At 39.2% G+C, this 26,937-nt stretch carries 24 protein-coding genes and 2 tRNA genes; 22 read left to right on the top strand and 4 right to left on the bottom strand.

The annotated features are described in order from the left end of the window. Nucleotides 1-38 precede the first annotated feature (38 nt). Together PQ460_RS16485 and PQ460_RS16480 are read left to right on the top strand one after the other, a co-directional pair. The gene (locus PQ460_RS16485) at nucleotides 39-557 is read left to right on the top strand and encodes an acyl-CoA thioesterase (RefSeq protein ID WP_273615526.1); all 519 of its coding nucleotides are present in this window, start codon (nucleotides 39-41) and stop codon (nucleotides 555-557) included. Between the two features lie 30 nt (nucleotides 558-587). Beyond that, complete coding sequence (locus PQ460_RS16480) at nucleotides 588-998, top strand: FxsA family protein (RefSeq protein WP_373461944.1); 411 nt, start codon at nucleotides 588-590, stop codon at nucleotides 996-998. 220 nt (nucleotides 999-1,218) lie between these two features. Here PQ460_RS16480 and ytvI read toward each other — a convergent pair whose 3' ends face one another. Further along, complete coding sequence (ytvI, locus tag PQ460_RS16475; RefSeq protein ID WP_273615527.1) at nucleotides 1,219-2,334, bottom strand: sporulation integral membrane protein YtvI; 1,116 nt, start codon at nucleotides 2,332-2,334, stop codon at nucleotides 1,219-1,221. A 383-nt stretch (nucleotides 2,335-2,717) separates the two neighbouring features. Between ytvI and PQ460_RS16470 the strand changes: the two genes are divergently transcribed. The 16 genes from PQ460_RS16470 to nrdR all read left to right on the top strand — a co-directional run bounded on the left by PQ460_RS16470 (nucleotide 2,718) and on the right by nrdR (nucleotide 20,901). Continuing rightward, nucleotides 2,718-3,830: a citrate/2-methylcitrate synthase gene (locus PQ460_RS16470; protein WP_273615528.1), complete on the top strand. Its 1,113-nt coding sequence runs from the start codon at nucleotides 2,718-2,720 to the stop codon at nucleotides 3,828-3,830. Nucleotides 3,831-4,079: 249 nt separating this feature from the next. Next, entirely contained in the window at nucleotides 4,080-5,375 is a 1,296-nt protein-coding gene (gene icd, locus PQ460_RS16465; protein ID WP_273615529.1) for an NADP-dependent isocitrate dehydrogenase, read from the top strand. Between the two features lie 12 nt (nucleotides 5,376-5,387). After that, nucleotides 5,388-6,332, top strand: a complete 945-nt coding sequence (gene mdh / locus PQ460_RS16460) for a malate dehydrogenase (protein WP_273615530.1) — start codon at nucleotides 5,388-5,390, stop codon at nucleotides 6,330-6,332. Between the two features lie 225 nt (nucleotides 6,333-6,557). Then, entirely contained in the window at nucleotides 6,558-6,983 is a 426-nt protein-coding gene (locus PQ460_RS16455; RefSeq protein ID WP_274170484.1) for a hypothetical protein, read from the top strand. A 326-nt stretch (nucleotides 6,984-7,309) separates the two neighbouring features. After that, nucleotides 7,310-8,170 carry an SDR family oxidoreductase gene (locus tag PQ460_RS16450; RefSeq protein ID WP_273615532.1) on the top strand — a complete coding sequence of 287 codons (861 nt, stop codon included), beginning with the start codon at nucleotides 7,310-7,312 and terminating at the stop codon, nucleotides 8,168-8,170. 239 nt (nucleotides 8,171-8,409) lie between these two features. After that, nucleotides 8,410-9,384, top strand: a complete 975-nt coding sequence (locus PQ460_RS16445) for a bile acid:sodium symporter family protein (RefSeq protein WP_273615533.1) — start codon at nucleotides 8,410-8,412, stop codon at nucleotides 9,382-9,384. Further along, a complete protein-coding gene (gene pnpS, locus PQ460_RS16440) occupies nucleotides 9,381-11,198 on the top strand; it encodes a two-component system histidine kinase PnpS (protein ID WP_274170483.1) in 1,818 nt (605 codons plus the stop codon). Before PQ460_RS16445 ends, pnpS begins: the two co-directional genes overlap by 4 nt. An 89-nt stretch (nucleotides 11,199-11,287) precedes the next feature. Beyond that, nucleotides 11,288-12,019 (top strand): response regulator transcription factor, encoded by a 732-nt coding sequence (locus PQ460_RS16435; RefSeq protein ID WP_204824825.1) that lies wholly within the window; start codon nucleotides 11,288-11,290, stop codon nucleotides 12,017-12,019. 125 nt (nucleotides 12,020-12,144) lie between these two features. Then, nucleotides 12,145-13,332 (top strand): methyl-accepting chemotaxis protein, encoded by a 1,188-nt coding sequence (locus PQ460_RS16430; RefSeq protein ID WP_274170482.1) that lies wholly within the window; start codon nucleotides 12,145-12,147, stop codon nucleotides 13,330-13,332. Nucleotides 13,333-13,464: 132 nt separating this feature from the next. Next, nucleotides 13,465-14,220: a phosphate ABC transporter ATP-binding protein PstB gene (gene pstB / locus PQ460_RS16425; RefSeq protein ID WP_204824823.1), complete on the top strand. Its 756-nt coding sequence runs from the start codon at nucleotides 13,465-13,467 to the stop codon at nucleotides 14,218-14,220. A gap of 25 nt (nucleotides 14,221-14,245) precedes the next feature. Next, nucleotides 14,246-14,905: a phosphate signaling complex protein PhoU gene (phoU, locus tag PQ460_RS16420; RefSeq protein ID WP_273615536.1), complete on the top strand. Its 660-nt coding sequence runs from the start codon at nucleotides 14,246-14,248 to the stop codon at nucleotides 14,903-14,905. 169 nt (nucleotides 14,906-15,074) lie between these two features. Next, nucleotides 15,075-17,741, top strand: coding sequence for a DNA polymerase I (gene polA, locus PQ460_RS16415; protein ID WP_274170481.1), 2,667 nt, complete (start codon nucleotides 15,075-15,077; stop codon nucleotides 17,739-17,741). A 545-nt stretch (nucleotides 17,742-18,286) separates the two neighbouring features. Next, nucleotides 18,287-19,132, top strand: coding sequence for a DNA-formamidopyrimidine glycosylase (mutM, locus tag PQ460_RS16410; RefSeq protein WP_273615538.1), 846 nt, complete (start codon nucleotides 18,287-18,289; stop codon nucleotides 19,130-19,132). Between the two features lie 9 nt (nucleotides 19,133-19,141). After that, a complete protein-coding gene (gene coaE / locus PQ460_RS16405) occupies nucleotides 19,142-19,738 on the top strand; it encodes a dephospho-CoA kinase (protein ID WP_274170480.1) in 597 nt (198 codons plus the stop codon). Next, the gene (locus tag PQ460_RS16400; protein WP_273615540.1) at nucleotides 19,735-20,298 is read left to right on the top strand and encodes a lytic transglycosylase domain-containing protein; all 564 of its coding nucleotides are present in this window, start codon (nucleotides 19,735-19,737) and stop codon (nucleotides 20,296-20,298) included. Before coaE ends, PQ460_RS16400 begins: the two co-directional genes overlap by 4 nt. 123 nt (nucleotides 20,299-20,421) lie before the next feature. Then, nucleotides 20,422-20,901 (top strand): transcriptional regulator NrdR, encoded by a 480-nt coding sequence (nrdR, locus tag PQ460_RS16395; protein WP_204824817.1) that lies wholly within the window; start codon nucleotides 20,422-20,424, stop codon nucleotides 20,899-20,901. Between the two features lie 208 nt (nucleotides 20,902-21,109). On the opposite strand, the gene PQ460_RS16390 is transcribed toward nrdR, so the two are convergent. Next, nucleotides 21,110-21,991 (bottom strand): LysR family transcriptional regulator, encoded by an 882-nt coding sequence (locus PQ460_RS16390; RefSeq protein ID WP_274170479.1) that lies wholly within the window; start codon nucleotides 21,989-21,991, stop codon nucleotides 21,110-21,112. Between the two features lie 166 nt (nucleotides 21,992-22,157). Between PQ460_RS16390 and PQ460_RS16385 the strand changes: the two genes are divergently transcribed. Both PQ460_RS16385 and PQ460_RS16380 read left to right on the top strand, forming a co-directional pair. Further along, nucleotides 22,158-22,553, top strand: a complete 396-nt coding sequence (locus PQ460_RS16385) for a tautomerase family protein (RefSeq protein WP_274170478.1) — start codon at nucleotides 22,158-22,160, stop codon at nucleotides 22,551-22,553. Then, nucleotides 22,554-23,516 carry an aldo/keto reductase gene (locus tag PQ460_RS16380; RefSeq protein ID WP_274170477.1) on the top strand — a complete coding sequence of 321 codons (963 nt, stop codon included), beginning with the start codon at nucleotides 22,554-22,556 and terminating at the stop codon, nucleotides 23,514-23,516. It begins immediately after the preceding gene. 73 nt (nucleotides 23,517-23,589) lie between these two features. Here PQ460_RS16380 and PQ460_RS16375 read toward each other — a convergent pair. Further along, a tRNA-Leu gene (locus PQ460_RS16375) sits at nucleotides 23,590-23,673 on the bottom strand. 268 nt (nucleotides 23,674-23,941) lie between these two features. Then, the gene (locus tag PQ460_RS16370) at nucleotides 23,942-24,916 is read right to left on the bottom strand and encodes an ABC transporter substrate-binding protein (protein ID WP_274170476.1); all 975 of its coding nucleotides are present in this window, start codon (nucleotides 24,914-24,916) and stop codon (nucleotides 23,942-23,944) included. Nucleotides 24,917-25,149: 233 nt separating this feature from the next. On the opposite strand from PQ460_RS16370, the gene PQ460_RS16365 reads away from it, so the two are divergent. Next, a tRNA-Ala gene (locus tag PQ460_RS16365) sits at nucleotides 25,150-25,222 on the top strand. A 190-nt stretch (nucleotides 25,223-25,412) separates the two neighbouring features. Beyond that, nucleotides 25,413-26,936, top strand: a complete 1,524-nt coding sequence (locus tag PQ460_RS16360) for a hypothetical protein (RefSeq protein ID WP_274170475.1) — start codon at nucleotides 25,413-25,415, stop codon at nucleotides 26,934-26,936. The last annotated feature ends 1 nt before the right edge of the window (nucleotide 26,937 follow it).

Raw genomic sequence — 26,937 nt, 5'->3', positions numbered from 1 at the left:
ATATTCACATTTTGAAATGAAAGTAGAGGTACAGCATGATGGCAAAAGAACAATTACATTTACCTAGCGATTGGCATGGTATTGCTTTTCGCGTACGTTATCAAGAAAATGATCCTATGGGTGTGGTGTATCATACAAATTATTTGAACTGGTTTGAATTGGGACGTACAGAAATGATTCGGGATCTGGGATTCCGTTATAGGGATATGGAAGCCGCAGGATTATTGTTACCATTAATCGATGCGTCATTGTCATATGGACATCCAGCAAGATATGATGATCGTGTAGCAATCTATACCCGTATAACAGAGTTTTCTAAGCTACGGATTGATTATGAGTACAAAATTCATCTGTTAGATGAGCATGATACTTCTGTTGGAGATTCCTCATCTTCTGGAGAGCGCCCTATCTTCAAAGCAGACGAAGTGTTACCCGGCGAGCCTTTAACCAGCGGTTCTACAAGACATGTCTGGGTTAATAAAGACTTCAAGCCTGTGCGACTTGATAAACAAGTGCCAGCGTTGTATTATGCACTTGTAGAATCTTTACAGATGTAGTGGGTTTGGATTGAGAAAGGAGAGGTACGTTTGGGTAAAGGAATCGGCAAATGGATTATTGCATTTATTATTATCGTACCGCTCCTAGAATGGTATGTTTTTTTACAGATGATTGAATGGATAGGCGGTTGGAATACACTTATTCTTTTGCTGACCACTTCACTGGTAGGTATATTAATGATGAGATTTGAAGGACGTAAAGTGATCGAAGATACCAAAAAGCAAATGGATGCTGGCGAACCACCGGGACGGCGAATGTTAGATGGCCTATGTGTTTTTGTAGGTGGAGTAATGCTTGTTTTGCCTGGTTTTATTTTGGATATTATCGGGTTCACCCTTGTTTTTCCATTAACACGTCCTATCTATCGAAATCTACTATTACGCTGGATAGAGAAGCGTATGAAAAAGGGCAGTATTACTATTCATCGCGGTGGTCAATAATAGTATAAGTAGTCATGATGTTGACTCTGTAAATAGTATGACCACTATCAATCATCATTTAGATATATAATCATGCTGATGATAGCGATCCATCATAACAAACAGGCAGTACTTTAGAAGTTAGATTCTAAAAGTACTGCCTGTTTTGGTATACCGTTATAAGATATCTATTTTGATTAGTATGAATGGTATAGTTAGACTATTTCTGTAATGCAATGAATTATCTCGCTTTACCGTTGACAATATAGTTACGCAGATCACGGAAAACATTCGCACGATTAAGCGCAGAGACAATCACCAGTGTGACTGGCCCGATCAATAGACCTAATGCGCCAAATAGCTTTAAGCCGACAAACATACTGATTAAAGTGGCTAAAGGATCAAGACCTACGCTACTGGCTAGCACTTTAGGCTCCATAATCTGCCGTACAATCAATACAATGACATAAAGTACACTTAGACCAATCCCCAAGCTAATATCGCCGCTCATAAAGGTATAGATCGCCCACGGGATCATTACAATCCCTACTCCTAGATAGGGCAGTAGATCTACAGCACCGATCAGTAGACCAATCAGTAGAGCAGACTCAACTCGCAAAATAAATAGTCCAATAATCACAATAATACCTGTAATCGAGATCAAAATAAATTGAGCACGTACATATCCGAACAGTGCTTTTTGCAAATCCCGCCAAATCGTAACCATCGTCAGTCTAATATTCGAAGGAAACCATCCAGCTACGATACGGGTATGTTTTTCCCAGCTATTACTGATAAAAAAGGCAGATAATACAATAACGACAATAATCCAGGCAAAGTTAGGTAATGCGGTTAGAAAATCAAGTAAATAATTCAGAATCCCTGTAACAATACCACTAATCGTACTAGAAAGACTTTGTGTAGTCTGGTCTAGATTGTTGTTGATCGTATCTCCATAAGGGGTTTCTTTCAGAAAACCATTGATTTGATTAGTGATATTTTGCAGGCTATCGTTTTTCGTCCAGCCTACAAACATTTGACGCCAGCTATCCATATGATCGTTGAATGTTTGCATAAGAGTGATAGTTTGTTGAACCAATCTTGTTACCAAAAACGAAAGTAAAGCGAGCAGACCACCAAAATAAACAAGCAATGAGAGCGAGACTGCTAACCAGCGTGGAAAGTGAGCACGATTCTGTAAAAGTCTAACTAACGGATTCATCGCATAAGCGAACAACCATGCAAGCAATAACGGGTACAGAAGTGGAAACAGGTAACGCACAGCAATTGCAGTGATAATAATTGCTACAAGCACCCATATTCCACGTAAAATCCGATTACGGATCATAATGTTCAATGAATTGATCTCCTTATGTTCAATATAGTAATTATGTAATCAGCATCATATATGATGTTAAACGGCAGACAAGACTTTTGAAACGAAAGGGCTTATAATTGATACTGTAAGGGGTTACAAAAAAATTCTTATTGCGATGATAAAACAATTTAATGTCACAAACAGTCTTCATTTTGTTCACAACTCCGTCAAAATAAAGTATGATGAGTGAAGGTCCTTGGAAGGTTAATGGTAGGTGTTTGGATCATTAGAACTCTTTTCAACAATTGTGAGGGACCTCAATATCTAGTTTTTAAAATTTTCCATATTTAAAAATGTAAATGTTTTCATTCCCGAAAATGGGCAAAATCTCAATCATTCCGTTCTGAAAAGGAGAGAGTAATATGACAGCTACTAAAGGATTGGAAGGCGTTGTTGCAGCAAGCTCATCTATTAGTTCGATCGTCGACGGCGTACTTACATACCGTGGAATCGATATCGATGACCTAGCCATTAACGCAAGTTTTGAGGAAGTGGCTTATTTGCTGTGGTTTGGTAAACTTCCAAATCAAGCAGAACTAGATCAATTGCAAAAAGATCTAGATGAATATGCTACCTTACCGGAACCATTGATTGCGCAAATGAAACTTTATCCTAAAGATATGAATCAGATGGCAGCTCTTCGTAGTGCGATCTCTGCTCTTGCTCTATATGATGATCTAGCAGAAGATATGAGCCAAGAAGCGAACCATAAAAAAGTCGTGAAATTACAAGCACAATTGCCTGCTATTGTAGCTGCACTTGGACGTATCGCTGCTGGTAAAGAGCCGGTTGCTCCTAAAAAAGGCGTATCGATTGCTCATAATTTCTTGTATATGTTAAATGGCGAAGAGCCTGAAGACACAGCAGTGAAAGCTTTGGATCAAGCGCTAGTATTGCACGCAGATCATGAATTGAATGCGTCTACTTTTGCTGCTCGTGTAACAGTAGCTACATTGTCTGATATTCATTCCGGTATCACTTCAGCGATTGGTGCGCTTAAAGGGCCACTACATGGCGGAGCAAATGAAGCCGTTATGAAAATGCTAGAAGAGATCGGTTCGATGGATCGCTTAGAAAGTTATATCCAAGAACAACTCGATAATAAAGTGAAAATCATGGGCTTCGGTCACCGTGTATACAAAAATGGTGATCCTCGTGCCAAGCATTTACAAAAAATGTCTAAAGAGTTAGGTGAAATGAATAACGATTTGAGCCTATACGAAATGTGTATTCGGATCGAAGAAATTGTAACAGGTAGCAAAGGATTGAAACCAAATGTTGATTTCTATTCTGCTTCTGTATACACAATGCTAGGAATTCCGCGTAACTTGTTCACACCTATTTTTGCAATTAGTCGTGTATCTGGATGGTCTGCACATATTTTGGAACAATACGAAAACAACCGTATTATCCGTCCACGTGCAGAATATGTAGGGCCGGTTGATCAAAAATATATTCCGATTGAACAACGTTAATCGTAAATTTTTAATTATAAACAAGTAGATATTTCTCATATGACCCAACGTCTGGTAAAATAAAATACAGAACTGTGCATGTCTGTGAAGGTGAGCATATACAAAATGGTTGTATCATGCCTAGAGATGAGAAGAAACGAGCGAGTACATGATACTCAAACGTATCAGCTATTCCAAGTTTCTTTTCATCATGTGTAAACGCCTTCTCTGACGATGTCACAGCCATATCCCTTAAGGAGGAACATGATTATGCCTAAGTTTGAAAAATACGAATTACCTACTACTGGTGAGAAAATCACAATTGATAATGGAGTTCTTAACGTACCTAATAACCCGATCGTCCCTTTTATTGAAGGTGATGGTACAGGACGCGATATCTGGAAAGCATCTGTACGTGTATTGGATGCAGCAGTAGAAAAAGCTTACGGCGGTTCCAAAAAAATTGCTTGGTATGAAGTATTTGCCGGCGAAAAAGCATTCAATACATACGATGAGTGGTTGCCAGCTGATACGCTGACAGCGATTCGCGAATATATTGTAGCGATCAAAGGACCTTTGACTACACCTATCGGTGGTGGTATTCGTTCATTGAACGTAGCACTTCGTCAAGAACTAGATCTATATGTATGTCTTCGTCCTGTTCGTTATTTTGACGGTGTACCTTCTCCTGTAAAACGTCCTGAATTGGTAGATATGGTTATTTTCCGTGAGAATACAGAAGATATCTATGCAGGTATCGAGTACCAAGAAGGTACAGAAGAAGTGAAAAAAGTATTGAAATTCTTAAAAGACGAAATGGGCGTTAACAAAATCCGTTTCCCTGAAACATCCGGTATCGGTATTAAGCCTGTATCTGAAGAAGGTTCCAAACGTCTGGTTCGCGCTGCTGTTCAATACGCAATTGACCACAACCGCAAAACAGTAACTTTGGTACACAAAGGAAACATCATGAAATTTACTGAAGGAGCTTTCAAAAACTGGGGTTATGAAGTGGCTGAAGCTGAATTCGGAGATAAAGTGTTCACTTGGGCACAATACGATAAGATCAAAGAAGAAAAAGGTACAGACGAAGCAAATGCAGCGCAAAAAGCAGCTGAAGATGCTGGCAAAATCATCGTAAAAGATGCGATTGCTGATATCGCTTTGCAACAAGTACTTACTCGTCCAAATGAATTTGATGTGATTGCTACATTGAACTTGAACGGTGACTATTTGTCTGATGCTCTTGCTGCACAAGTAGGCGGAATCGGTATTGCACCGGGCGCAAACATCAACTATGTAACTGGACATGCTATTTTCGAAGCGACTCATGGTACAGCTCCTAAATATGCAGACAAAGATGTCGTGAACCCTGGTTCTGTTATCTTGTCTGGCGTAATGTTGTTGGATCACTTGGGATGGAACGATGCTTCTGCATTGATCTACAAAGGTCTAGAAAAATCAATCAACAACAAAACAGTCACTTATGACTTTGCTCGTCTGATGGATGGCGCAACAGAAGTGAAATGCTCTGAGTTCGCTGACAAAATCATCGAAAACATGTAGGAGGATAAACCTATGACCGTCATTAAGCGCAAAAAAATCACAGTGGTTGGTGCTGGCTTTACCGGTGCTACTACAGCTTTGATGCTTGCTCAAAAGGAACTTGGTGACGTAGTACTGGTTGATATTCCACAGTTGGAGAACCCAACAAAAGGTAAAGCGCTCGATATGATGGAAGCTAGCCCTGTACAAGGGTTTGATAGCCAGATTAAAGGGACATCTGATTATGAAGATACAGCATCTTCGGATGTAGTTATTATCACAGCAGGTATCGCTCGTAAGCCGGGTATGAGCCGCGATGATCTAGTCAACACAAATGCAGGAATCGTGAAGTCGGTATGCGAACAAGTCAAAGGGTATTCTCCAGATGCGATTGTGATTATTTTGAGTAATCCGGTAGATGCGATGACTTATGTAGCTTATCAAGCTTTGGGATTCCCCAAAAATCGTGTGATTGGACAATCCGGTGTACTGGATACAGCGCGCTATTGTACTTTTATTGCAGAAGAATTAAATGTATCTGTAGAAGATGTACGCGGATTTGTATTAGGTGGTCATGGAGACGATATGGTGCCGCTTGTACGATATTCTAGCGTCGGCGGTATCCCGATCGATACATTGATCTCCAAAGAACGGATTCAAGAAATTGTACAACGCACCCGTGTAGGTGGAGGCGAAATTGTGAATCTGCTCGGTAATGGTAGTGCTTACTATGCGCCGGCAGCGTCACTGGTACAAATGACAGAAGCTGTTCTTAAAGACAAAAAGCGTATTCTACCGATCATTGCTTATTTAGAAGGCGAATACGGTTATAATGATCTCTTTATGGGCGTACCTGCTATTCTAGGCGGCGGTGGTATTGAGAAAATCTTTGAATTGGAATTGACCTCCGATGAAAAAGCAGCTCTTGAGAAATCCGCTGATTCTGTCCGTAGTGTGATCCAAATCGTGAACGTTTAAAAGTGAGTACAAAAAGGCTTCCACCTTATGTGGAGGCCTTTTTTGTTATGGTTTTGTTCAGATTGAATATAGACATACTTTTGTCGATATGACAAAAAATAGACACAACAGTCGATAAAATTAAGGCGAAAATATGTATTTTCATATCATCATCCGTTAAAATAATGAAGTATAGCAGAGCAGTAGTGATGGTCTGTGATTGATGAAATGAAAGGAGGTTCTATCATGGCTGAAGTATTGGTGTTTATACACATTTTGGGAGCGTTATCGATGGGTTTTTACTTATTTTTACCTGTTGTAACAAGTAAATTAGCAAATGGCTCAGCAGAAGCACAATCAGGTAGTATTGCGCTGATTGGTACATTAAATCGAATCGCTCAATTTGGATTGATTGTACAATTGTTAACAGGTGGATATTTAATGACCAAAGGCAATTATTCTGTTGCTTGGATGGTTGTAGTATTCGTGCTATTTTTGGCGATTGCAGCAATCGGTGGCATTATGGGCAAGCCTTTGCGCTTAGCATTAGCAGATATTAACGAGAACAAAAGTATTACAGCTCATATCGGTAAAATTCGTTCATTGAGTATGATGCTGGCAGTATGTCTGGTTGTTATTAGTTTCTTTATGGTATTCCGCGATATTATTTAAACGAATTCTATTCAATGGGTAATTCACACATAGTAGACCATCGACCAAGATGGATCAATCCATACACATAATGTTTTACGTCAAAAACCGTTGCTATTATCAGTGACGGTTTTTTTATGTATTAAGGTTTTTACATATGAGATCTGTTTCAGTGATAAAAGGTAAGGATATTTACCCTAAATATTGAATTTCAATACATAAAAAAATGTAAAAAATAGATGTTTAAACATGTATAGACAGTGGTAATAATGGACGGAAGCAACAACGGGATCTACGTTATTGTAATTGTAAATTATCCATTTTCATATTCGAAAGGAGAATTCATTATGTCTAGCGAAGAACAAACATTACCTCCACAACATCAGGAAAAACAACCAGGTATCGAATCGGAAATGACTCCACGTCCAGAATATAAAGCCCCTGCGTATCAAGCAGCAGGTAAGCTTAAAGATAAAGTAGCAATCATTACAGGTGGAGATAGCGGTATTGGTCGTGCTGTAGCCGTCTTGTATGCCAAAGAAGGTGCAGATGTAGCGATTGTGTATAAAGATGAACACAGCGATGCAGAAGAAACCAAAAAGGCTGTAGAGCAAGAAGGGCGCAAATGTATTCTACTTCCAGGCGATATAGGAGATGAATCTTTTGCCAAACAAGCGGTAGAACAAACGGTATCCGAATTAGGTAAGCTTGATATTGTCGTTAACAACGCAGCAGAACAACATGTACAACAAAGTATTGTAGATATTACAGCAGAGCAATTGGAACGTACTTTCCGTACTAACATTTTCGGTATGTTCTTTATCACCAAAGCAGCTGTTCCACATCTTAAAGAAGGTTCGACGATTATCAATACTACATCAGTCACAGCGTATCGCGGTGAACCGGTATTGCTAGATTACTCTTCTACCAAAGGTGCAATTACAGCCTTTACACGTGCATTGTCGATGAATATTGTAGAAAAAGGAATTCGTGTCAATGCAGTTGCTCCAGGGCCAATCTGGACACCATTGATTCCTGCATCATTTGACGAAGAAAAAGTAAGCAAATTCGGAGCAAGTCAACCGATGAAGCGTCCGGGTCAACCGGAAGAAGTCGCTCCAGCTTATGTATACCTAGCAAGTACAGATTCTTCTTATGTTAGTGGTCAAATTATTCATGTTAATGGTGGCGAGATCATTAACGGTTAATTTGCATATTATATAAAGATACAGAATACAGTAGAAAAGATATTCATATAACAATAAAGATATCATGGCGGTAGAGCAGGCATAATTGACCTGTTCTATCGTCTTTTTTTGAATACAGCCCAAATATCATCCGATCAATGAAAGCGACTTATTCTACAACCTCTGGTATGATAATACTTGTTATGATAAGTGATATATACCACTGAAATATGTTACCTTTTGGAGATGATGACTACATAATGAGAGAACACGCAGCTACATTTACTCGTTTGTTTGAAAAGTATATGTTTTTGATTATTCCATGTACACTGGTTCTGGGATTCTTTATATCCAAGCCATTATTACCTTTTGTCGGTTGGATTCCAGGCTTATTTGCTTATGTTACATTTGTGATGGGACTTGGTTGTGGAAGACATCATTTAAAAGGCGTATTGACCAGACCTGCACCGATTATTGTTACTCTTTTGCTAGCCCATGTGGCTGCACCACTTATCGCATATGGACTGGGATTACTACTATTTGGTAGCGATTCACCATATACAGTAGGGCTGGTGCTATTTGCAGCGATTCCATTAGGCGTATCCTCTGTATTATGGGTAGGAATGTCTTTCGGTAATGTGGCGTTAGCATTGACGCTAGTAATCGTAGATTCAGCAATTAGCCCTTTTGTCGTGCCCCTGTTAATCGAGGTCTTTTTCGGTGCAGATATACAGTTCGATACTTTACATATGTTCAAAGATTTATTGTTACTGATCGTATTGCCTACATTTGCAGGTATGGTCGTGTACGAGATATCCGGTGGCAAGTTCAGAGATTGGTCTGCTCCAATCACTCAACCGTTAGCGAAGTTATGTTTTGCAGGTGTTGTGTTGTTAAATGCCGCCGCTATTGCCCCTCAATTGCAAACATTGCGTCGGGATCTGTTGTTAGTCGTACCGTCTGTATTGCTTCTGGTTGCGTTATGCTATGGACTCGGTTATGTGGCTTCTGCTATACTTCGTCGCAAAGGAGAAGGGCAGACATTGCCTGTTACACTAGCCTATGCTTCAGGGATGCGTAATATCTCGGTCGGAATGGTGATTGCGATGGCTTATTTCAGCCCTCAGACTGCGGTTCCAGTCGTACTCGGGATTATGTTACAACAACCAATGGCAACGCTCCAATATTCTATTTTTATGCGTATTTCAAATTATCGTAAAGGAAGAGATGCATGAAGCCTTTTCGCATTCGTCTGACATTGATTCTGATGATACTGCTTGGCGTACTCGGTCTAGCAGCAGCACTCACAATGGGACAAATATTCAAGAGCTCACATATTGCCACACTTGAAGACAATATGGTGCGTGAGATCCGTTTGTTAGAAACCACATTTGATTTTAAAGCAACAGGAACAGACGGTCAGCCTTCTGAAGATGTATTTCAATATTATTCGCAAGAAGCCCATCAGATAGGGAATTTAACCGATTCACGAGTGACTTTTATCGAAAAAGATGGAACCGTTATTGGCGATTCTGAAAGTGATCCGCATACGATGAACAATCATATGGATCGTGAAGAAATTCGCGCGGCTGCTGCGGGTGGGGTCGGTAGTGCGATTCGTTATAGTGCGACACTGGACAAAAATATGTTATACATTGCAGCTCCTGTACAAGCAGGCAATCTGTTTGATGGATATATTCGATTATCAATGAGTCTGGAAGCGGTAGAAGTAGGGGTACGCAACGCCTGGACAGTTATGGGTATCAGCTTACTGATCTTATTTCTAGTCGCTGCTGTAGTGAGTTATCGGGTAGCATCTGGGTTGACCAAACCACTAGAACATATCACTGTAGTTGCCAATCGTATTTCTCGTCTGGATTACGGCGCACGTGTACGCTTAGAACGGCGTGATGAGATTGGTGAATTAGGTAAAGCGATTGATAATATGGCAGATAGTCTGGAAAAACAACTCAAAATTATTCGTGATAACGAAGACCTGCTACAAAGTGTACTGGCTAATATGACTGGCGGTATGTTGATGGTCAATTCATTAGGAAATGTAGCACTGGTGAATCGGTTCGCTGAAGAAGTGTTAGGAGTCAGTTCTAAGCGTCTAACCGGTAAATCTTATCACGAGTTAAAACGTCATTATGAATTAACCAAGTTGCTAGGTGAAGGATTGCGACGCAAAGAGCGCATTCATGATGAACAGACATTGTATGATCCAGAGCCACGCTTGATTCAGATCGATGGTGTACCGATGTTTGAAGATGATGATACGTACAGAGGGATGTTGTTCTTAATTCAGGATATTTCCAATATTCGTCGCTTGGAAAAAATGCGTAGCGAATTTGTAGCGAATGTATCCCATGAATTGAAAACCCCTATTGCTGCTGTAAAAGGATTTGCCGAGACGTTATTAGGTGGCGGTGTACAGGATGAACAGACTTCGCGTGCCTTTTTACAAATTATTTATGATGAAAGTGAACGGTTGAACCGTCTGATCGGAGATATTCTGGAATTATCCAAAATTGAATCCAAGCGTTCGCCACTAAACTTCTCACCGATTCATTTACAGCCTTTTTTCGATACGATACGGGAAATGTTAAATTCTTCGGCTGCCAAAAAGAATATTACGGTAGATATGAATGTGCCGGAAGAAATGTTTATGGAAGCCGATGAAGATCGATTACGGCAGATTTTTGTCAATTTGATCTCTAATGCGGTAAACTATACTCAAGATGGTGGTAAAGTTAGATTAACAGTCGAGGAAAAAGGTTCCGAGAACGGAGAAGAGCGTATTCTTTTCCATGTGAGAGATACAGGTATGGGTATTCCCAAAAAAGATTTACCACGTATATTTGAACGTTTTTATCGAGTAGACAAAGCCCGTTCACGCAGTTCAGGGGGTACGGGTCTAGGATTATCAATTGTTAAGCATCTTGTTGATTTACATCGCGGGACGGTAACCGTGGAAAGTGAAGTTAATATTGGAACAACATTTACGGTCAATTTGCCGTTGTTACAAGAGGATGAACCAGATATTTGATATTTTATTACATCATTTTACACAGGGTTAACATAAGAGTGATATGCTGACATTGATGTATGAAATGCGAACCCTTGTGGGAGGTTATCATGGCTAAACGATTACTGGTCATAGAAGATGAATCAACGTTATCTCGATTGTTGTCTTACAATTTGACACAAGAAGGATATGAAGTCACTGTAGAAGATCATGGAAGTGCAGGATTGGATCGTGCGCAAAGTGAGCCGTTTGAATTGATTTTGCTTGATCTGATGTTGCCGGGCATGGCGGGATTAGATATTTTGCGTAAATTGCGCAGTTCAGGGGTTCGTACACCTGTAGTCATTTTGACAGCCAAAAATGCAGAAGAAGAAGTGGTAGAAGGACTCAAAGCAGGAGCCGATGACTACATTACGAAGCCATTCGGTGTATCTGAACTATTAGCACGTGTAGCTGCTGTATTACGCCGTGCAACAGGTAGAGAAGATCAACCTGAAGAAGAGTTATCGCATGAAAGTCGTATTGAACTGGGTGATTTGACGATCTATCCTGATAAATACGAAGTGACCCTCGGTACACAACAGATTACACTGCGTCCGAAAGAATTTGAAGTCTTGCTCTATCTGGCACGTAAACCAGGAGTAGTGATGACAAGGGACGATCTGATGAACGCAGTATGGGGATTCGATTATATTGGTGGTCAACGTACTGTCGATGTACATGTCAGCTCTTTACGTAAAAAATTAGAACTTGATCCTGAATCGGTACATATCGATTCGATTCGTGGGGTTGGTTATAAATTAGTAGTACGCAAAAAAACAAGCGCTCAACATTCCATTTAATATGGAGTGTCGAGCGTTTTTTACATACTTAGCGTATTTTAAAGGATTAATTTTTACATTGATCCTTTAGTCTTAGTCTATGAGTCTTAAAGACTATATTAATTCGTTAGGAGAGGTCATCAATCATGTTAGACATGCTGATACGTGAACCTGAAATCATGCAGCCGGTTGATATAGAGAAAGAAAATAAGCAAGCGATTATAGAACCTGTAGATCAGATAATAGCAACAGAGGTAGAATCCCATATGCATATAGACGCAAAAGAACTTCGTCTACGTCATTATGTAATAACAGTGCCTGCTATTCGTGCTCAAGAAACATGCCGGGACACTTTTGTTCGGTTCAAGCGCCAGACTCATCTTCCTTGTATTGTGTTGTGTGATGAACACGAGCGACCAGAAGGTCTGATTATGCGTGAACAATTTTATCGACATATGGCAAGCCGATTCGCCAGTGAATTGTATGACACTCGTTCTACAGTGATGTTTAGTCAATCCAATATGTTAGTAATGGACATCGATACAGAAGCTTCGATCGTGGTCGATGCTGCTCTGGCTCGTGAGGGCGATTCTTTTTATGAATGTGTTGTATTAATAGATCAAGAACGATTAGCAGGCATAGTGACGATACGCGATATTATGGAGCTGTCTAATCATCTGCAACTAGCTACAGAACAAAGACGGATTTCTTCTTTGCACGAAACACGTCAGTTTGTTGAGCAGATTGGAGATGCGGTCAAAGTGGTACAACAAGCCGCTCAAGCCAGTCATCAGGAGCTTCATCTGATGAAGCAACAGACGATATCCGGGCAACACGATCTCAATCAAGCCCATCAACAATTTCAGCAAGTACAACAGTTAGTAGTGCGCCAGCGTACACTCGCAGAACAGATGCTTGATTACACAGGGCAAGCAAGTAAAGTCGTCCATACGGTAACTGATCTTGCAGGTCAGAGTAATATGCTTGCGCTTAATGCTTCGATAGAAGCAGCACGGGCTAAAGCGGCAGGACAAGGATTCGCTGTTGTCGCAGAAGAAATGCGCAAATTATCTTCGCATATTACGACTCTTTCTACAGATGTAAATCGATTACTTACCGGACTTGGTGAAATGATTGGGCAATCTGCTTCGTCCACTCATACGACCGAGACAGTGATGGATCAAAGTATGATGTATATTCAGCAAGCAAATCAATTATTTGGCAAAATGACAGTCGAAGCAGAACAAGCTTCTCAAAATGCAGAACAATTGATGCAATCGGCTGATCAAGCGGATCATTTGACCAGTATCGTTGCACAAGCTTTACAGCGTTAATTTATCAGGCTTACATTTTTTACATTCCGTTTACAATTCGAACTGATGGGATTTACAAATATGATTTATGATGAATAGATGTAAAAAACATTTGTCACCGAAAATGAATTGAAAATCAGGGGAGTGTACCTTGTGTCAGCGATTATACGTATTGAACAATTGAACCTGTATTATGAGAAACATCAGGCTCTTAAACATATTAATTTGGATATTAAAGAAAAAGCGATTACTGCTTTTATCGGCCCTTCCGGTTGTGGTAAATCAACATTGCTTCGTACATTGAATCGCATGAACGATATGATTCCAGGCACACGCATCGAAGGCGTAGTGGAAATCAGTGGTTCTAATATTTACGGAGAAAATGTAGAAGTCGAAAATTTGCGTCAACAAGTAGGTATGGTATTTCAACAACCGAATCCTTTTCCCAAGTCTATCTACGAAAATGTAGCTTATGGTCCACGTCTACATGGGGTTACTTCCAAAAAAGATCTAGATGAGATCGTAGAAACAAGCTTGCGTCAGTCTGCGTTGTGGGAAGAAGTGAAAGACTATCTCAAACGTTCTGCACTTAGCTTATCCGGTGGACAACAGCAACGCCTATGTATTGCGCGTGCGCTAGCAGGTCAACCGGATATTCTACTTATGGATGAAGCCACTTCAGCACTTGATCCAATCTCTACATTGAAGATTGAAGAATTAACGCGTGAGCTCAAAAAAGATTATACGATTGTGATGGTAACACACAATATGCATCAGGCAGCGCGTATTTCAGATCAGACTGCATTTTTCTTAAATGGAGAAATTGTGGAATCATCCGATACACCGGAGATGTTCTCCAACCCTACGGACTCTCGAACAGAAGATTATATTTCGGGAAGATTCGGCTAATACCTACACCAAGGAGGACTTGTTCATGCCCAACCGGAAAGAATTCGACCAAAGTCTAGGAGAGCTACGTCAGTTGCTCACTGCTATGGGAGATCATGTAGTACATGCTTTGGAAGAAGCTGTGCTATCACTACAACGCCTTGATATCGAACAGGCAAAAATAATTATTGGAAATGATTATAAGTTAAATGAATTAGAAGAGAAAGTGATGGAAATCGGTTCACGTCTGATCGTAACACAACAACCGGTAGCCAAAGATTTACGTCGTATCATTGTAGCTTTCAAAATCTCTAGTGATCTCGAGCGTATGGGTGATCTGGCTCTTGATATCGCTAAAGTAACATTGCGTCTACAAGATTCTACATTGATTCAGCCATTAGTAGATATTCCGCGTATGGCAGATATCGTAGGACAAATGACCAAAGAATCGATCCAATCGTATCTGGATGAAAATACAGATCTGGCTTATAAAGTCGGTGTAGACGATGACCAAGTGGATCATATGTATAGTGGAATGATTCGTGAACTGCATAACTATATGATCGATCATGCTGTAGACGGCCCGCAAGTGATGTTGCTGAATCTGACAGGACGTTATATCGAACGTATCGGAGATCATGCCACCAATATTGGCGAAAGTGTCGTCTACCTTGTGACAGGCGTACGTCCTGATCTTAATCGTTAATGTACAAATAAGTTATATTATAAAGCAATCCCAAAGCATCGGACACAAATCCGATGCTTTTATTTTTTGATTAGAAGGGCTTGTGGTATCATAGAAAGAGCAAATCTTAATCCTAATCATCAACCAGTACATGGTTAAATATAGAGATGTTCTAATTACAGGAGGTTCTATGGAAAAGTTTCTTTTAATAGATGGAAATAGTATTATTTATCGTGCTTTTTTTGCGATGCAACAACCGATGACAACCAAAAGTGGACAGCATACTAATGCGGTTTATGGATTTACCAATATGTTAATTCGCTTGCTGGAAGAAGAAAAGCCAACACATGTGATGGTTGCTTTTGATGCAGGTAAAATCACGTTCCGTCATACGACTTATGGAGATTACAAAGGTGGACGTCAAAAAACACCACCAGAACTATCCGAGCAATTTCCATTGCTTAAAGAATTATTGACCGGTCTTGGTATTACGTACTTTGAATTAGATACGTATGAAGCTGATGATATTATTGGTACATTATCCCGTACGGCTGAAGAAAAAGGACGTAATGTGCTGATCGTCAGTGGTGATAAAGATATGCTACAACTGGCTTCGGATCACGTCAAAATTGCACTCACTCGCAAAGGTGTAAGTGATATTGAACCTTACGGCCCAGCAGAAATCGAAGAACGTTACGGCTTAACACCTGCTCAAATTATCGATCTAAAAGGATTGATGGGTGATACATCTGATAATATCCCGGGTATTCCAGGTGTCGGTGAAAAAACAGCACTCAAATTGTTACATCAATTTGGCAGTGTAGAAGAAGTCTTAGCGAACACCGATCAACTTAAAGGCAAAATGAAAGAAAAAGTAGAAGCACATGCCGATGATGCTCGGATGAGTAAAGAGTTAGCGACTATTTTCCGTGATGTTCCTTTTGATGCGACATGGGAAAGTATGAAATATGATGGATTCAATCCGGTGACATCAATTGTAGCTTTGCGTAAATTAGAATTTAATTCGATTATTCAGCGCCTCAATCTGTCTGATATTGATGGAGAAGATCTGCATGATCCTGCTCAAGTGGAAGCTTCTGAACTAGAAGTAACTATTGTAGGCGAAGAACAGCTTCCCGCATTGGAAAAAGTACTGAATACTGTCGAAGTATTGCATATCGAAAGTCATGGAGATAATCCGCATCATGCTGAACTGGTCGGTATTGTATTGTCAGCGCCAGACCAGTATTACTTTATGACGCCCGAGACGTTGCTTAGTGAGCGTGCAGCAGGTGTACGCGCATGGTTAGCCGATGAATCGATTCCGAAGCATGGACATGATCTACATCGCGCAGATCTTGTATTGTACTGGAGCGATATTCCTTTTGCAGGTGCTTCTTTTGATGTGCAGATTGCAGCCTACTTGCTTGATCCTACAGAATCAGGACAAAGCTTAAATGCTCTTGGAGCCAAATATGGTCTACCTCATATGCCAGAAGACGAGACGGTGTTTGGTAAAGGGGCTAAATATAAAGTGCCTGAAGAAGACGTATTGAGTCATCATCTTGCACGCAAAACAGCAGCGATTCGTGAACTGGTTCCATTGCAACGTGAACAATTGGAACAAAATGAAATGACCAGCTTATTTAATGATCTGGAAATGCCGTTGTCCCGTATTTTAGCGGATATGGAGAAACAAGGCGTTGCTGTAAATACAGACGAATTGCGTGAACTAGGCAAAGAGTTTGAACAAAAGATTAATCTATTAGTGACAGAAATTCATGGCATGGCGGGTGTAGAATTTAATCTAAATTCACCGAAGCAATTAGGTGAGATTCTATTCGATCGTCTAGGGCTACCTGTAGAGAAAAAAACCAAAACAGGCTATTCAACCAGTGCCGATGTACTGGAAAAATTAGCACCTTATCATGATATCGTGCAGTTGATTCTTGTGTATCGTCAGCTTGCCAAATTGCAATCCACTTATGTAGAAGGATTGCTAAAAGAAGTTCATCCCAAATCTGGCAAAGTGCATACGTTCTTCCGTCAGACGATTACAGCAACAGGTCGCTTATCCAGTCAGTTCCCGAATCTGCAAAATATTCCGATTCGTTTGGAAGAAGGACGTAAATTACGTAAAGTATTTGTGCCGTCTGAAAGTGGTTGGAGTATTTTATCATCCGATTATTCTCAGATCGAACTGCGCGTACTTGCTCATATGGCAGATGATCCAGGTTTGAAAGATGCCTTTTTGCATGATATGGATATTCATACCAAAACAGCGATGGATGTATTCGGTGTGACCAAAGAGCAAGTTGATGGCGATATGCGTCGTTCTGCCAAAGCGGTTAACTTTGGTATTGTCTACGGAATCAGTGATTATGGATTATCTCAAAATCTAGGCATTACTCGTAAAGAAGCAGGCGACTTTATCAATCAATATCTAGAAGTATTCAAAGGCGTTAGCCGTTATATGGATGATATCGTAGTCGAAGCGAAAAAAGATGGATTCGTTAAAACGATGTTAGAACGTCGTCGTTATCTCCCGGATATCAACTCGTCTAACTTTAATCTGCGCTCTTTTGCAAATCGTACAGCGATGAATACACCGATTCAAGGTACAGCCGCAGATATTATCAAATTAGCGATGGTGCATATGGATCAAGCGCTCAAAGACCATAAGTTAAACAGCCGTATGCTTCTTCAAGTACATGATGAATTGGTATTTGAAGTTCCTGCTGATGAACTAGAACAAATGAAGACATTGGTACCAGAAGTAATGGAAAAAGCATTGTCTTTATCGGTTCCACTCAAAGCTGAAGTAAGCTATGGCGCGAACTGGTATGAAGCGAAGTAAATAGTCTATAATTAAAAGGGTAGAGAAGCGAGGGATGCTTGGAGGTGGAATGGTGATTCGTTCCGTCAAAGACATGATCCTTACGATCGCTGTTAAAGATTGGATACTTGAATCACTGCTGTAGCAGTCATATCCAATCTTTAAAGGCGAACGCTTCGCTTCTATCGGATCATTTCTTTGACCTCCACTCCGAGCATGGAGAAGAGCATCCACGTCGCTGCGCTGGTGGAGGGTGCAGCAGTTTGAGAGCAGTGATATTCAGCTCGCTGAATATTTTTGTTTGGGGAAAAATTTGAGGTTTGTGTTTTTGAGATAAGTAATTTTGACATGTGACTTTAAGTTATTATTTAGTGATGTATGGGTATCATTTTCTCAAATTCATATTAGTTCTACTAGTTATAATTTCACTTATTAAAGTGTTTTATGATTACTTATTTGAGAGTGATTTGTTTTGCTTTCATTATCTTTTAATTATTCGTATAACGATGCAGTGTGATGATTTTAAAACTCATAAATTTATTATATTAAAGGTAAGGTGAAAGGTTATGCCGGAATTGCCGGAAGTAGAAACAGTTAGACGCACGTTAAACACCTTGGTTGCCGGCAAAACGATTGATCATGTTACGGTATCTTTACCACGTATTGTTCAATTGCCAGATGATCATAAGCAGTTTGAGATAGAGCTTCAAGGGCATACGATTGAGAAAGTAGAGCGTCGCGGGAAGTTTTTGCGTATTGTGATGGATCATTTGGTATTGGTTTCTCATTTACGTATGGAAGGACGCTATGGAGTTTATACTCAGGATGAACCTGTTGAGAAGCATACTCATGTGATTTTTCATTTTACAGACGGTACTGAACTTCGGTACAAAGATGTTCGTCAATTCGGTACAATGCATTTGTTCAAAAAAGATGAAGATTTGCAGTCGAAGCCACTGATGCATCTGGGGCTTGAACCTCTTGCACCGGAATTTACAGCAGAGCAATTTATCCATATGATGAGCAAGCGCCGTACGATGATTAAGCCTGTATTGCTTAATCAGAAGTATGTGGTAGGGATCGGAAATATTTATGTCGATGAAGCGTTGTTCCGTTCGGGGATTCATCCAGAGCAGATTGCTAATACATTGTCAGCAGAACAATTAACTCGTCTGCATGAAGCGATAGTATCCACACTTGCGGATGCTGTAGAAGCAGGTGGTTCGTCGATCAAGTCGTATGTAAATGGTCAAGGCGAAATGGGCATGTTCCAGCACAGTCTACGTATTTACGGTCGTAAAGCAGAACCTTGTTATGAATGCGGAACACTTGTCGAGAAGACGGTTGTCGGCGGAAGAGGAACACACTTTTGTCCGGTGTGTCAGCCGCTACCTACTCGTCAGAAACATTGAGGTGATATCATGAATATCGGGTTAACCGGAGGAATCGCCACAGGTAAAAGTTCTGTCTCGGCATGGTTATCATCCAAAGGAGCCAAGCTGATTGATGCGGATCTGATTGCGCGGGAAGTGATGATGCCGAATCATCCTGTGCTGGCTCAAGTGGTACAACGCTTCGGCACAGACATGTTGCAAGCAGACGGAACACTGAATCGCAAAAAGTTAGGGGAACATATCTTCACCCATCCCGAAGAACGGAAGTCGCTTGAAGATATTACCCATCCTGCGATTCGTGAATTGATTCAGACACGTACGGTAGAATTAGAACAGCAGTATCCGGATACATTGGTTGTAGCAGATATTCCGCTGTTGTTGGAAGCCAAAGGGGTCTATACGTTTGATCAGATTATGGTCGTATATGTGCCTCAGCCTGTTCAATTACAGCGTCTGATCTCACGTGATGGACTTACTGAAGAACAAGCTTGGAAAAGGATTAACGCTCAGATGGATATTGAGCAAAAGAAAAAAGTAGCTGACATTGTAATTGATAATAGCGGTACCCTTGAGGACACGTATGCTCAATTGGAACAGTTCTGGCAGAGTAAAGGTCTTTCATGAAGAAATTGGTTCGTAAACGATTTCTTTTACCGCTATTCGTGCTTGTTGTGATTGTGGTTTTTTTCAATAGTCGCTGGCTAGGATGGATTTATCCGATAGAGTATAAAGAAGAGATTCGTGCTCATGCTTCTGCTTATGAAGTCGATCCTTTTCTAGTTGCTTCTATTATTCGAGTCGAGACTAACTTTAAGCCCAGTATGGAATCCAAAAAAGGCGCACTCGGTATTATGCAACTGATGCCGAATACGGCGCAATGGATTATGGAGCAAGCACACTTGGACAACATGTCACTGGAAACGGTCAAGCATGAGATCGATCCGAATATTCAGATTGGTACATGGTATCTTAGACAGCTTAATCGTCAGTTCGGCGGTAACAAAATCGCTGTAATTGCTGCCTACAATGCAGGTCCTGGTAATGTAAAATCATGGCTAAGTTCCGGCAAATGGGACGGTACATTAGAAGATGTCAAAGATATTCCTTTCGGGGAAACGAGACATTATGTCCAACGTGTATTATATTATTATAAGCAGTATACTGAATTATACGATGCCTTTTAGATCGAACAAGCACTATGTTGGATTCTGTAACTCATATTTACTCACATCCTGAATATATATGCATGAACTTAACTGAAATGATGTCCGAATGAACGGTTGGCGAGAAAGGAAGTGACGTGAGCAATGAAATGTCCATATTGCAGTCACAATGGAACCAAGGTGCTGGATTCCCGTCCAGCCAATGATAATAAATCGATTCGTCGTAGACGCGAATGTGAAAGTTGCAATCGCCGATTTACGACGTTCGAGATGGTGGAAGAAACACCGCTAATTGTGATCAAAAAAGATGGAAGTCGTGAAGAATTTAGTCGTGACAAAATCCTGCGCGGTCTGATTCGTGCTTGTGAGAAACGTCCGGTATCGGTAGATCAACTGGATATGATCGTCTCTGAAGTGGAAAAAAGTCTACATACTACAGCGATGGCAGAAGTGGAAAGTCGTGCTGTAGGCGAATTAGTCATGGAACAGTTGTACCCTGTCGATGAAGTAGCTTATGTACGTTTTGCTTCGGTATATCGTCAATTTAAAGATATTAATATGTTTATGAAAGAACTCAAAGGTCTGCTGTCAAAAGAAGACGAGAGCGATAGCTCAAATAGCTAATTGCTGTTAGATCGCATTAAGATTGCTAATAAAGGTATGAACGTCTATTGTATATTTCAAAAAAAGAGCACTTCTACAGTAACAAGTAGAGTGCTCTTTTTGGTATATTGCTTATTCTTGTGCTCTTATATTTATACATGGCGATTTCTTTATAAAAGCATGGAAGCGACTACGATTTATGATTGAATCCACATCAAATTGAAGATTACTATTCACGGAGATTTTTAAAATACTTCCGAACTTCTTCTACAAACAGTTGCTGCATACCGCTGTTATATTTTATACGCCGGGGTTGTAAAATGCCAATCTGCAAATGGTGATTTACAGAAGGAAAAGGTAAAACAGTATACGTATCATCTACACTCAAAGAAGACGGTACAATCCCGATCCCATTTAATTGTTCAGCATAAAGCGGAATTAAAGAAAGTTGATTAATTGTGTAAAATAACGGTTCTTGCTCATACGTTCTAAAAGCTTTTTCCACCTGAAAGCGATACTTGCACGACGATTGTCCGATAATCAACAAATGTGATAATAATTCATGTATAGTCACTGCTTGGGTATTCGCCAATACATGATTAGCCGGTATAATTAGCGAGATTGATTCTTGTTGTAAAGGTTCAAATACATAATCGTGAGACGACTCCGAATCTGCACATAAAGCTAACGATATTTTCTCCTGTTGTAGACACTCTTGCAAAAAAGCCGAATTACCTACTATAATCTCACAAGTGATTTTGGGTCGATATTGTCGAAATTGATATAAAATAGCAGGCAAATAACGATCTGCCCATGTCTCTGTGACACCAATCTGTAAAGTACCTATTTCTTCTTCATTCAATTGCTTGGCTATATCACCGACATACCGCCAGTGATGGATTAATTGATCGACTTGTTCAGCAAATCGTTGCCCGGCAGGTGTTAAGGTCGCTTCCCAATTACGATAAAACAAAGTCAATCCTAATTCTTTTTCTAATCGTTTGATCTGGTTAGTAATTGTTGATTGAGCATAATTCAGCTTTTCGGCTGCTCTAGCAAAAGTACCTTCTTGCATCACGGTCTGAAAAGCAATCAATTCTGTTAAATCCATAGTACATCTCCTTAGTACATTTTTCTTTTGCTATCTTCATCGGTAAAATGAATGATCTTTATGATTATTATCTATTATATAAATAAAGAGAATATAGATACAATCATAGTATTCATAAAAGCTTGTATCAGTATCAACCAATTCAATCGTATGGAGGATCAGCGATATGCCATTTACAAGAGTAAGTTATATGCATAATCAGTATAATGCAGAACAGTTACAACAGATGAGTCAGGTTATTTTATCGGCTTTAATCGATTGTTGTGATGTACCGGAGAATGATTGTTTTCAAGTCTTTCATAGTCATCAACCAGAACAGTTTGTATATGATCGACACTATTTACAAGGAGATCGTTCAGATGGATTATTATATATCCAGATTACCTTGAAGTCTGGTCGAGGCGTGGTCAAGAAGACAAATCTGTATAAACAGTTAGCAACAGCGTTAGCACAAAAAGTCGGTATTCGGATCGAAGATGTATTTATCATATTGGTCGAGACTGAATTCGAAGACTGGTCATTTGGAAGTGGACTCGCGCAGATGGTTAAGGAGAACAATTGAATGGATAAGCAGATATTAGGTAAATCGAATATTCCAGTATCCAAAGTAGGTCTGGGAACGATGGCATTTGGAAGATGGATCGATGCATCTGCTTCACAACGTATTATAGATCATAGTCTAGATATCGGTATGACTCTGATCGACACTGCTAACTTTTATGGGAAAAGACAAGATATCGATCATATCGGAGATGGATTAGGCGAGCAGATGATTGGGAATATTCTTAAAGGAAAACGAGATCAGGTTATACTTGCGACCAAAGTAGGCATGCGTATGGGTGAGGGCAAGATGGACGAAGGATTGTCACGCCAGCATATTACACAACAGATCGACCATTCGCTCCAACGTCTGCAAACCGATTATATCGATCTGTATCAAGTACATGAGTTCGATCCTCATACTCCACTGGAAGAAACGTTATTTGTATTACATGAGCTAGTACAACAAGGTAAAGTTAGAGCGATTGGTTATTCCAATTTTGCTGTAGATCAGCTACGTTCTGCTTATGAGATCAGTCATACACATCAATGGACAGCATGTGCTTCGATTCAATCTGAGTTCAATTTGCTTGCTCGTGCAGTAGAACAAGAAGTATTTCTTTACTGTGAGCAAGTGGGTATCGGCAAGATTATTTACAGCCCATTAGCCAGAGGAATATTAGCAGGACGGTATAGATCACTGCAAGACATTCCTGTAGAAAGTCGCCTGGCTAAAGGAGAAGAACGGATTAAGCACTATTTTACCAACGAGAACTTCGCCAAAGTCGATACGTACCGTCAAATAGCAGAAGAAGTAGGATGTACGCTGGTACAGTTAGTGCTCTGGTGGACAATCGAACATCCGCAAGTTGATTCAATGCTGATCGGAGCAAGTCGTACAGCGCATATCAATGAAATAGAACAAGTTCTACAATTTGGAGCTATGCCTGCATCATTAAGAGACCATATAGCATCTATTCATTGAATATCTTAAAGCAATAGAAATATAAAAAAGCCCATCCCGCAATATACGAGACAAGCTTAGTAAACAATAGGGATGCGGTCAAGAGGACTCGAACCTCCACGGGGGTAAGCCCACACGGACCTGAACCGTGCGCGTCTGCCAATTCCGCCATGACCGCGAATATGTAACTTCCACATTAATCATGAAGTATGTCTAAGAAGTCAATGTGGGAGTGGTGAATAAATCACCGTAAGTACGATTATATCGGATTTGAAAAGTGAATACAAGTTTTTTTGCTTGTTGTATCAACGTAATTAGCATGTAACAAAAAACAACGATGAATCATATAAGCTGTTCCCAATATCTATCAAAAGGGACGCTGATTCACCGTTGTTTTTTATATAAGCAATTTTGTTATAAAATCATCATTCAGAAGACTGACTAGATTAAGAGTTACCTTCTACTTTTTTCAAAATCGTTTCTAATACATACGTTTTAGCAGGAGGGGTATTATTGAAAAAGGAAGGATCTACAATATAGACATGCCCATTTTGTACGGCTGTTAATTGATTCCATGTAGCACCATCTGCTGTAGCTGTCATGCGTTTGGTCAATGCTTCTGGTGTATCGTTTTTAACCCCTGTCGAAATAAACAGATAATCAGGATTGACACTTTGCAATTGTGCAACTGTGGCTGGAGCAGATACTGTATCTGTTGGCAAATTAGCCGGAGCTTTCAGTGCCATATCCTGATACATCACTTCACCGACACCATTTTTGGCATTGTTGTATAATGTCATACCGTCTTTGGTCATCGAAGCCGCTGCTACAGTGGATGTACCGATAATCGGCGTTAGCTTCGATTTGCTTGCATTGGTTGCTTGCTGAAATGCATTCAAAAACTGCTTCACTGCGGTTTCTTTATCAACGATTGTGCCATAGTTATACAGCTCACTACGCCAATCATTCATTTGCGCAATATAGATCGTAGGTGCGATTTTGGACAATTCATCGTATACGGCACGATCGCTATTGTTGGTAAAGATCAGATCAGGCTTTTGCCCTTTGAGTGCAGACAGATTGATGTCTGTACCTTCGCCTTCGATCAGTGAAATATTGTTCTTTTCTTCATCTGTCATATAGATAGGAAAAGGATTGCTTTCAGTCGGCTTAGGAGCCAGTGCCACATTCACATCAATCGCATTCAGATAATCCAGTGCATACTGGCTAGTGACTGCAATACGCTTTGGAGATACAGGAATACTAACGGTTCCAAAAGAATCATTGATCGGCATCGTTTTGATCCCGTTTGGATTGAAAATATCGGCACGCGTTTCTTTAGGCTGTCCGCAAGCCGTCAAAAAAACCAACATTAGGAGTAATCCTAATCCTGCTTTGGCATAAGTGGTATTAAATTTCAATGCTTTCGCCTCTTTTCTGAGTACTATACTTCATTATACCAATACACACAGAACCAAAGTCAACGCTTCCGCCCAACTGTCACCCGCTTGTCACAGACTGCGGTGTTACGAGTATGAATTGAGGTTGCAGAGAGGGGCGATAGAGGTGCAAAAGGATGTTTCTTGACGTGGTATAGGTGGATGTGATAAATTAATAAAGTTGTTGCATTACATAGTTACAATTTCATATTCATGGGGCCTTAGCTCAGCTGGGAGAGCGCATCGCTGGCAGCGATGAGGTCAGGGGTTCGATCCCCCTAGGCTCCATAAAATAAAAGTCCGCTAGACACATTTCGTGTTTAGCGGATTTTTTGTTTATATTTTGTATGTAATCCATAATGTAGCAATAATTATATCCCTTTTTTTCTATATAATTCTAAAAATGTATGGTATAATTTCAAAATAATAGTTCTAAAGTTGTGATTCAAATATACTAATCTGAAATGGAGATATAGGTATGACTTCAACAGATGTTAAACATTCTATAGCAGGATTTTATTATCAAGTATTGATTGCATGCAAAGAGATTAGCCTTTTATTAAATAATCCCGCTAAAGAAGATAGTTATGTTGCTATTGAGTACGGTGCTGACATTAGAGTTTTTAATGAAGCAAATATTAATGAGAAAGATATTGTAATAGAAGCAAAATTTTATAAAGATTCTACTTTTACAAGATATAAAGAAGCAATTACACATAGTATATACAATTTTTATGATTTATTTTCAAATTCTCAAGTATTTGATTCTTCAAAAAGGTATAAATTTCTATGTAATGTTCCTATAAGCGAGAAGGATTTTGATTTTTTTACAAATTGGAACTCAAATACAGGTATCGACGAAAATATAGCTTATATAAAAGAATGTTTTATCTACGAATCAGTCGATAGAAAACCTGTGAAAGAAGGAAAATATAAGGAATTTAAAGAAAAATTTGATTCTAACTTAAAAAAATTTAAATACAAAAAAGAGCTTTTAAAATATTTGTCTAGCCATTCTAATCCTGAAGAATATCTATTTTATATTATTCCAGATATAAAATTTACTGAATCTAAATTAAAGTCTTTTATTGCTCAAATTGATTTCGAATTTCCAACTGTAAAAATAGAAAAGTACGAATCAATTCAAAGTTTGAAAAAAATTATTAGTGATGAACTATCAAAGTATAATGCTAGCTTTACAGAATTGGATAAGAATAAAATTACACTTTTGTTATTAGAAGCTTTTTTTGATTCAACTGTAAATTCAAAATTAAGAACTATAAAAGTATCTGATTATAAAAAAATTATAGAAAATCATACTACAATTGCTACTAAATATTTAGAAAAATTAGAATATAAAGAAATGATTGATGAGATTGAGGAAGAACTCAGATGTTATGAAATTGTTTTAAAGGAAAATGGACATGAAGAGCTTATTGATAATGTAATGAGCTTATTAATTGAGCTGAAAGAACAATTGTATACACATATTGATCAATTTAGTATGAATTCAACTATGAAAAAATTTATTATGAATAATAAAAATAATTATCCACTTGAAGTAATAAAATTATTTCAATCTATGGCGGAAATGATGACTAAAACTAAAAAAAATATTCATCCGATAAGCATAATAAGTTATCCAAATCTTAATAACATAAAAATTGGTGAAAATTTAAATTTTTCTTTACGTGCTGTTCCATCAGCAAGTTCTAAAAGAAAAAGTTCTAAATTAATGCTAACTAGCTTTATTGATCATACACGAGAAAATTTAGAACTAACAAAAGCAATAGGTGGAGAAATAATAATTTTTAATACTGATAGTAAAATTTGTCAATTAAGTTCTGATATTATTAATAATACTGTTATTGATATATGTAAAATACCAGAAAATGTGAAGTATCAAGAACTTTATAAATCATTTCGTTATAAATGTACTGAATGTTTAGAATTATCATATAGAGGGCAGTGTCCTTTTATTAAAGAACTGATGGAGGAATAAA

It is taken from the genome of Paenibacillus sp. KACC 21273 (assembly GCF_028736095.1).
GTDB classification, from domain to species: domain Bacteria; phylum Bacillota; class Bacilli; order Paenibacillales; family Paenibacillaceae; genus Saccharibacillus; species Saccharibacillus kyungheensis.
Note: the sequence above shows the minus strand (reverse complement) of the source record. Positions and strands in the feature narration are given on the sequence as shown.

Excerpts from the sequence above, each read along its gene's own strand:
- PQ460_RS16360 (WP_274170475.1), top strand. The coding sequence starts at position 25,413 with ATGACTTCAACAGATGTTAAACATTCTATAGCAGGATTTTATTATCAA.
- pnpS (WP_274170483.1), top strand. The coding sequence starts at position 9,381 with ATGAAGCCTTTTCGCATTCGTCTGACATTGATTCTGATGATACTGCTT.
- polA (WP_274170481.1), top strand. The coding sequence starts at position 15,075 with ATGGAAAAGTTTCTTTTAATAGATGGAAATAGTATTATTTATCGTGCT.
- PQ460_RS16445 (WP_273615533.1), top strand. The coding sequence starts at position 8,410 with ATGAGAGAACACGCAGCTACATTTACTCGTTTGTTTGAAAAGTATATG.
- PQ460_RS16430 (WP_274170482.1), top strand. The coding sequence starts at position 12,145 with ATGTTAGACATGCTGATACGTGAACCTGAAATCATGCAGCCGGTTGAT.
- coaE (WP_274170480.1), top strand. The coding sequence starts at position 19,142 with ATGAATATCGGGTTAACCGGAGGAATCGCCACAGGTAAAAGTTCTGTC.
- PQ460_RS16450 (WP_273615532.1), top strand. The coding sequence starts at position 7,310 with ATGTCTAGCGAAGAACAAACATTACCTCCACAACATCAGGAAAAACAA.
- PQ460_RS16390 (WP_274170479.1), bottom strand. The coding sequence starts at position 21,991 with ATGGATTTAACAGAATTGATTGCTTTTCAGACCGTGATGCAAGAAGGT.
- mutM (WP_273615538.1), top strand. The coding sequence starts at position 18,287 with ATGCCGGAATTGCCGGAAGTAGAAACAGTTAGACGCACGTTAAACACC.
- PQ460_RS16385 (WP_274170478.1), top strand. The coding sequence starts at position 22,158 with ATGCCATTTACAAGAGTAAGTTATATGCATAATCAGTATAATGCAGAA.
- icd (WP_273615529.1), top strand. The coding sequence starts at position 4,080 with ATGCCTAAGTTTGAAAAATACGAATTACCTACTACTGGTGAGAAAATC.
- PQ460_RS16485 (WP_273615526.1), top strand. The coding sequence starts at position 39 with ATGGCAAAAGAACAATTACATTTACCTAGCGATTGGCATGGTATTGCT.
- phoU (WP_273615536.1), top strand. The coding sequence starts at position 14,246 with ATGCCCAACCGGAAAGAATTCGACCAAAGTCTAGGAGAGCTACGTCAG.
- mdh (WP_273615530.1), top strand. The coding sequence starts at position 5,388 with ATGACCGTCATTAAGCGCAAAAAAATCACAGTGGTTGGTGCTGGCTTT.
- PQ460_RS16400 (WP_273615540.1), top strand. The coding sequence starts at position 19,735 with ATGAAGAAATTGGTTCGTAAACGATTTCTTTTACCGCTATTCGTGCTT.
- PQ460_RS16380 (WP_274170477.1), top strand. The coding sequence starts at position 22,554 with ATGGATAAGCAGATATTAGGTAAATCGAATATTCCAGTATCCAAAGTA.
- PQ460_RS16435 (WP_204824825.1), top strand. The coding sequence starts at position 11,288 with ATGGCTAAACGATTACTGGTCATAGAAGATGAATCAACGTTATCTCGA.
- PQ460_RS16455 (WP_274170484.1), top strand. The coding sequence starts at position 6,558 with ATGGCTGAAGTATTGGTGTTTATACACATTTTGGGAGCGTTATCGATG.
- PQ460_RS16470 (WP_273615528.1), top strand. The coding sequence starts at position 2,718 with ATGACAGCTACTAAAGGATTGGAAGGCGTTGTTGCAGCAAGCTCATCT.
- nrdR (WP_204824817.1), top strand. The coding sequence starts at position 20,422 with ATGAAATGTCCATATTGCAGTCACAATGGAACCAAGGTGCTGGATTCC.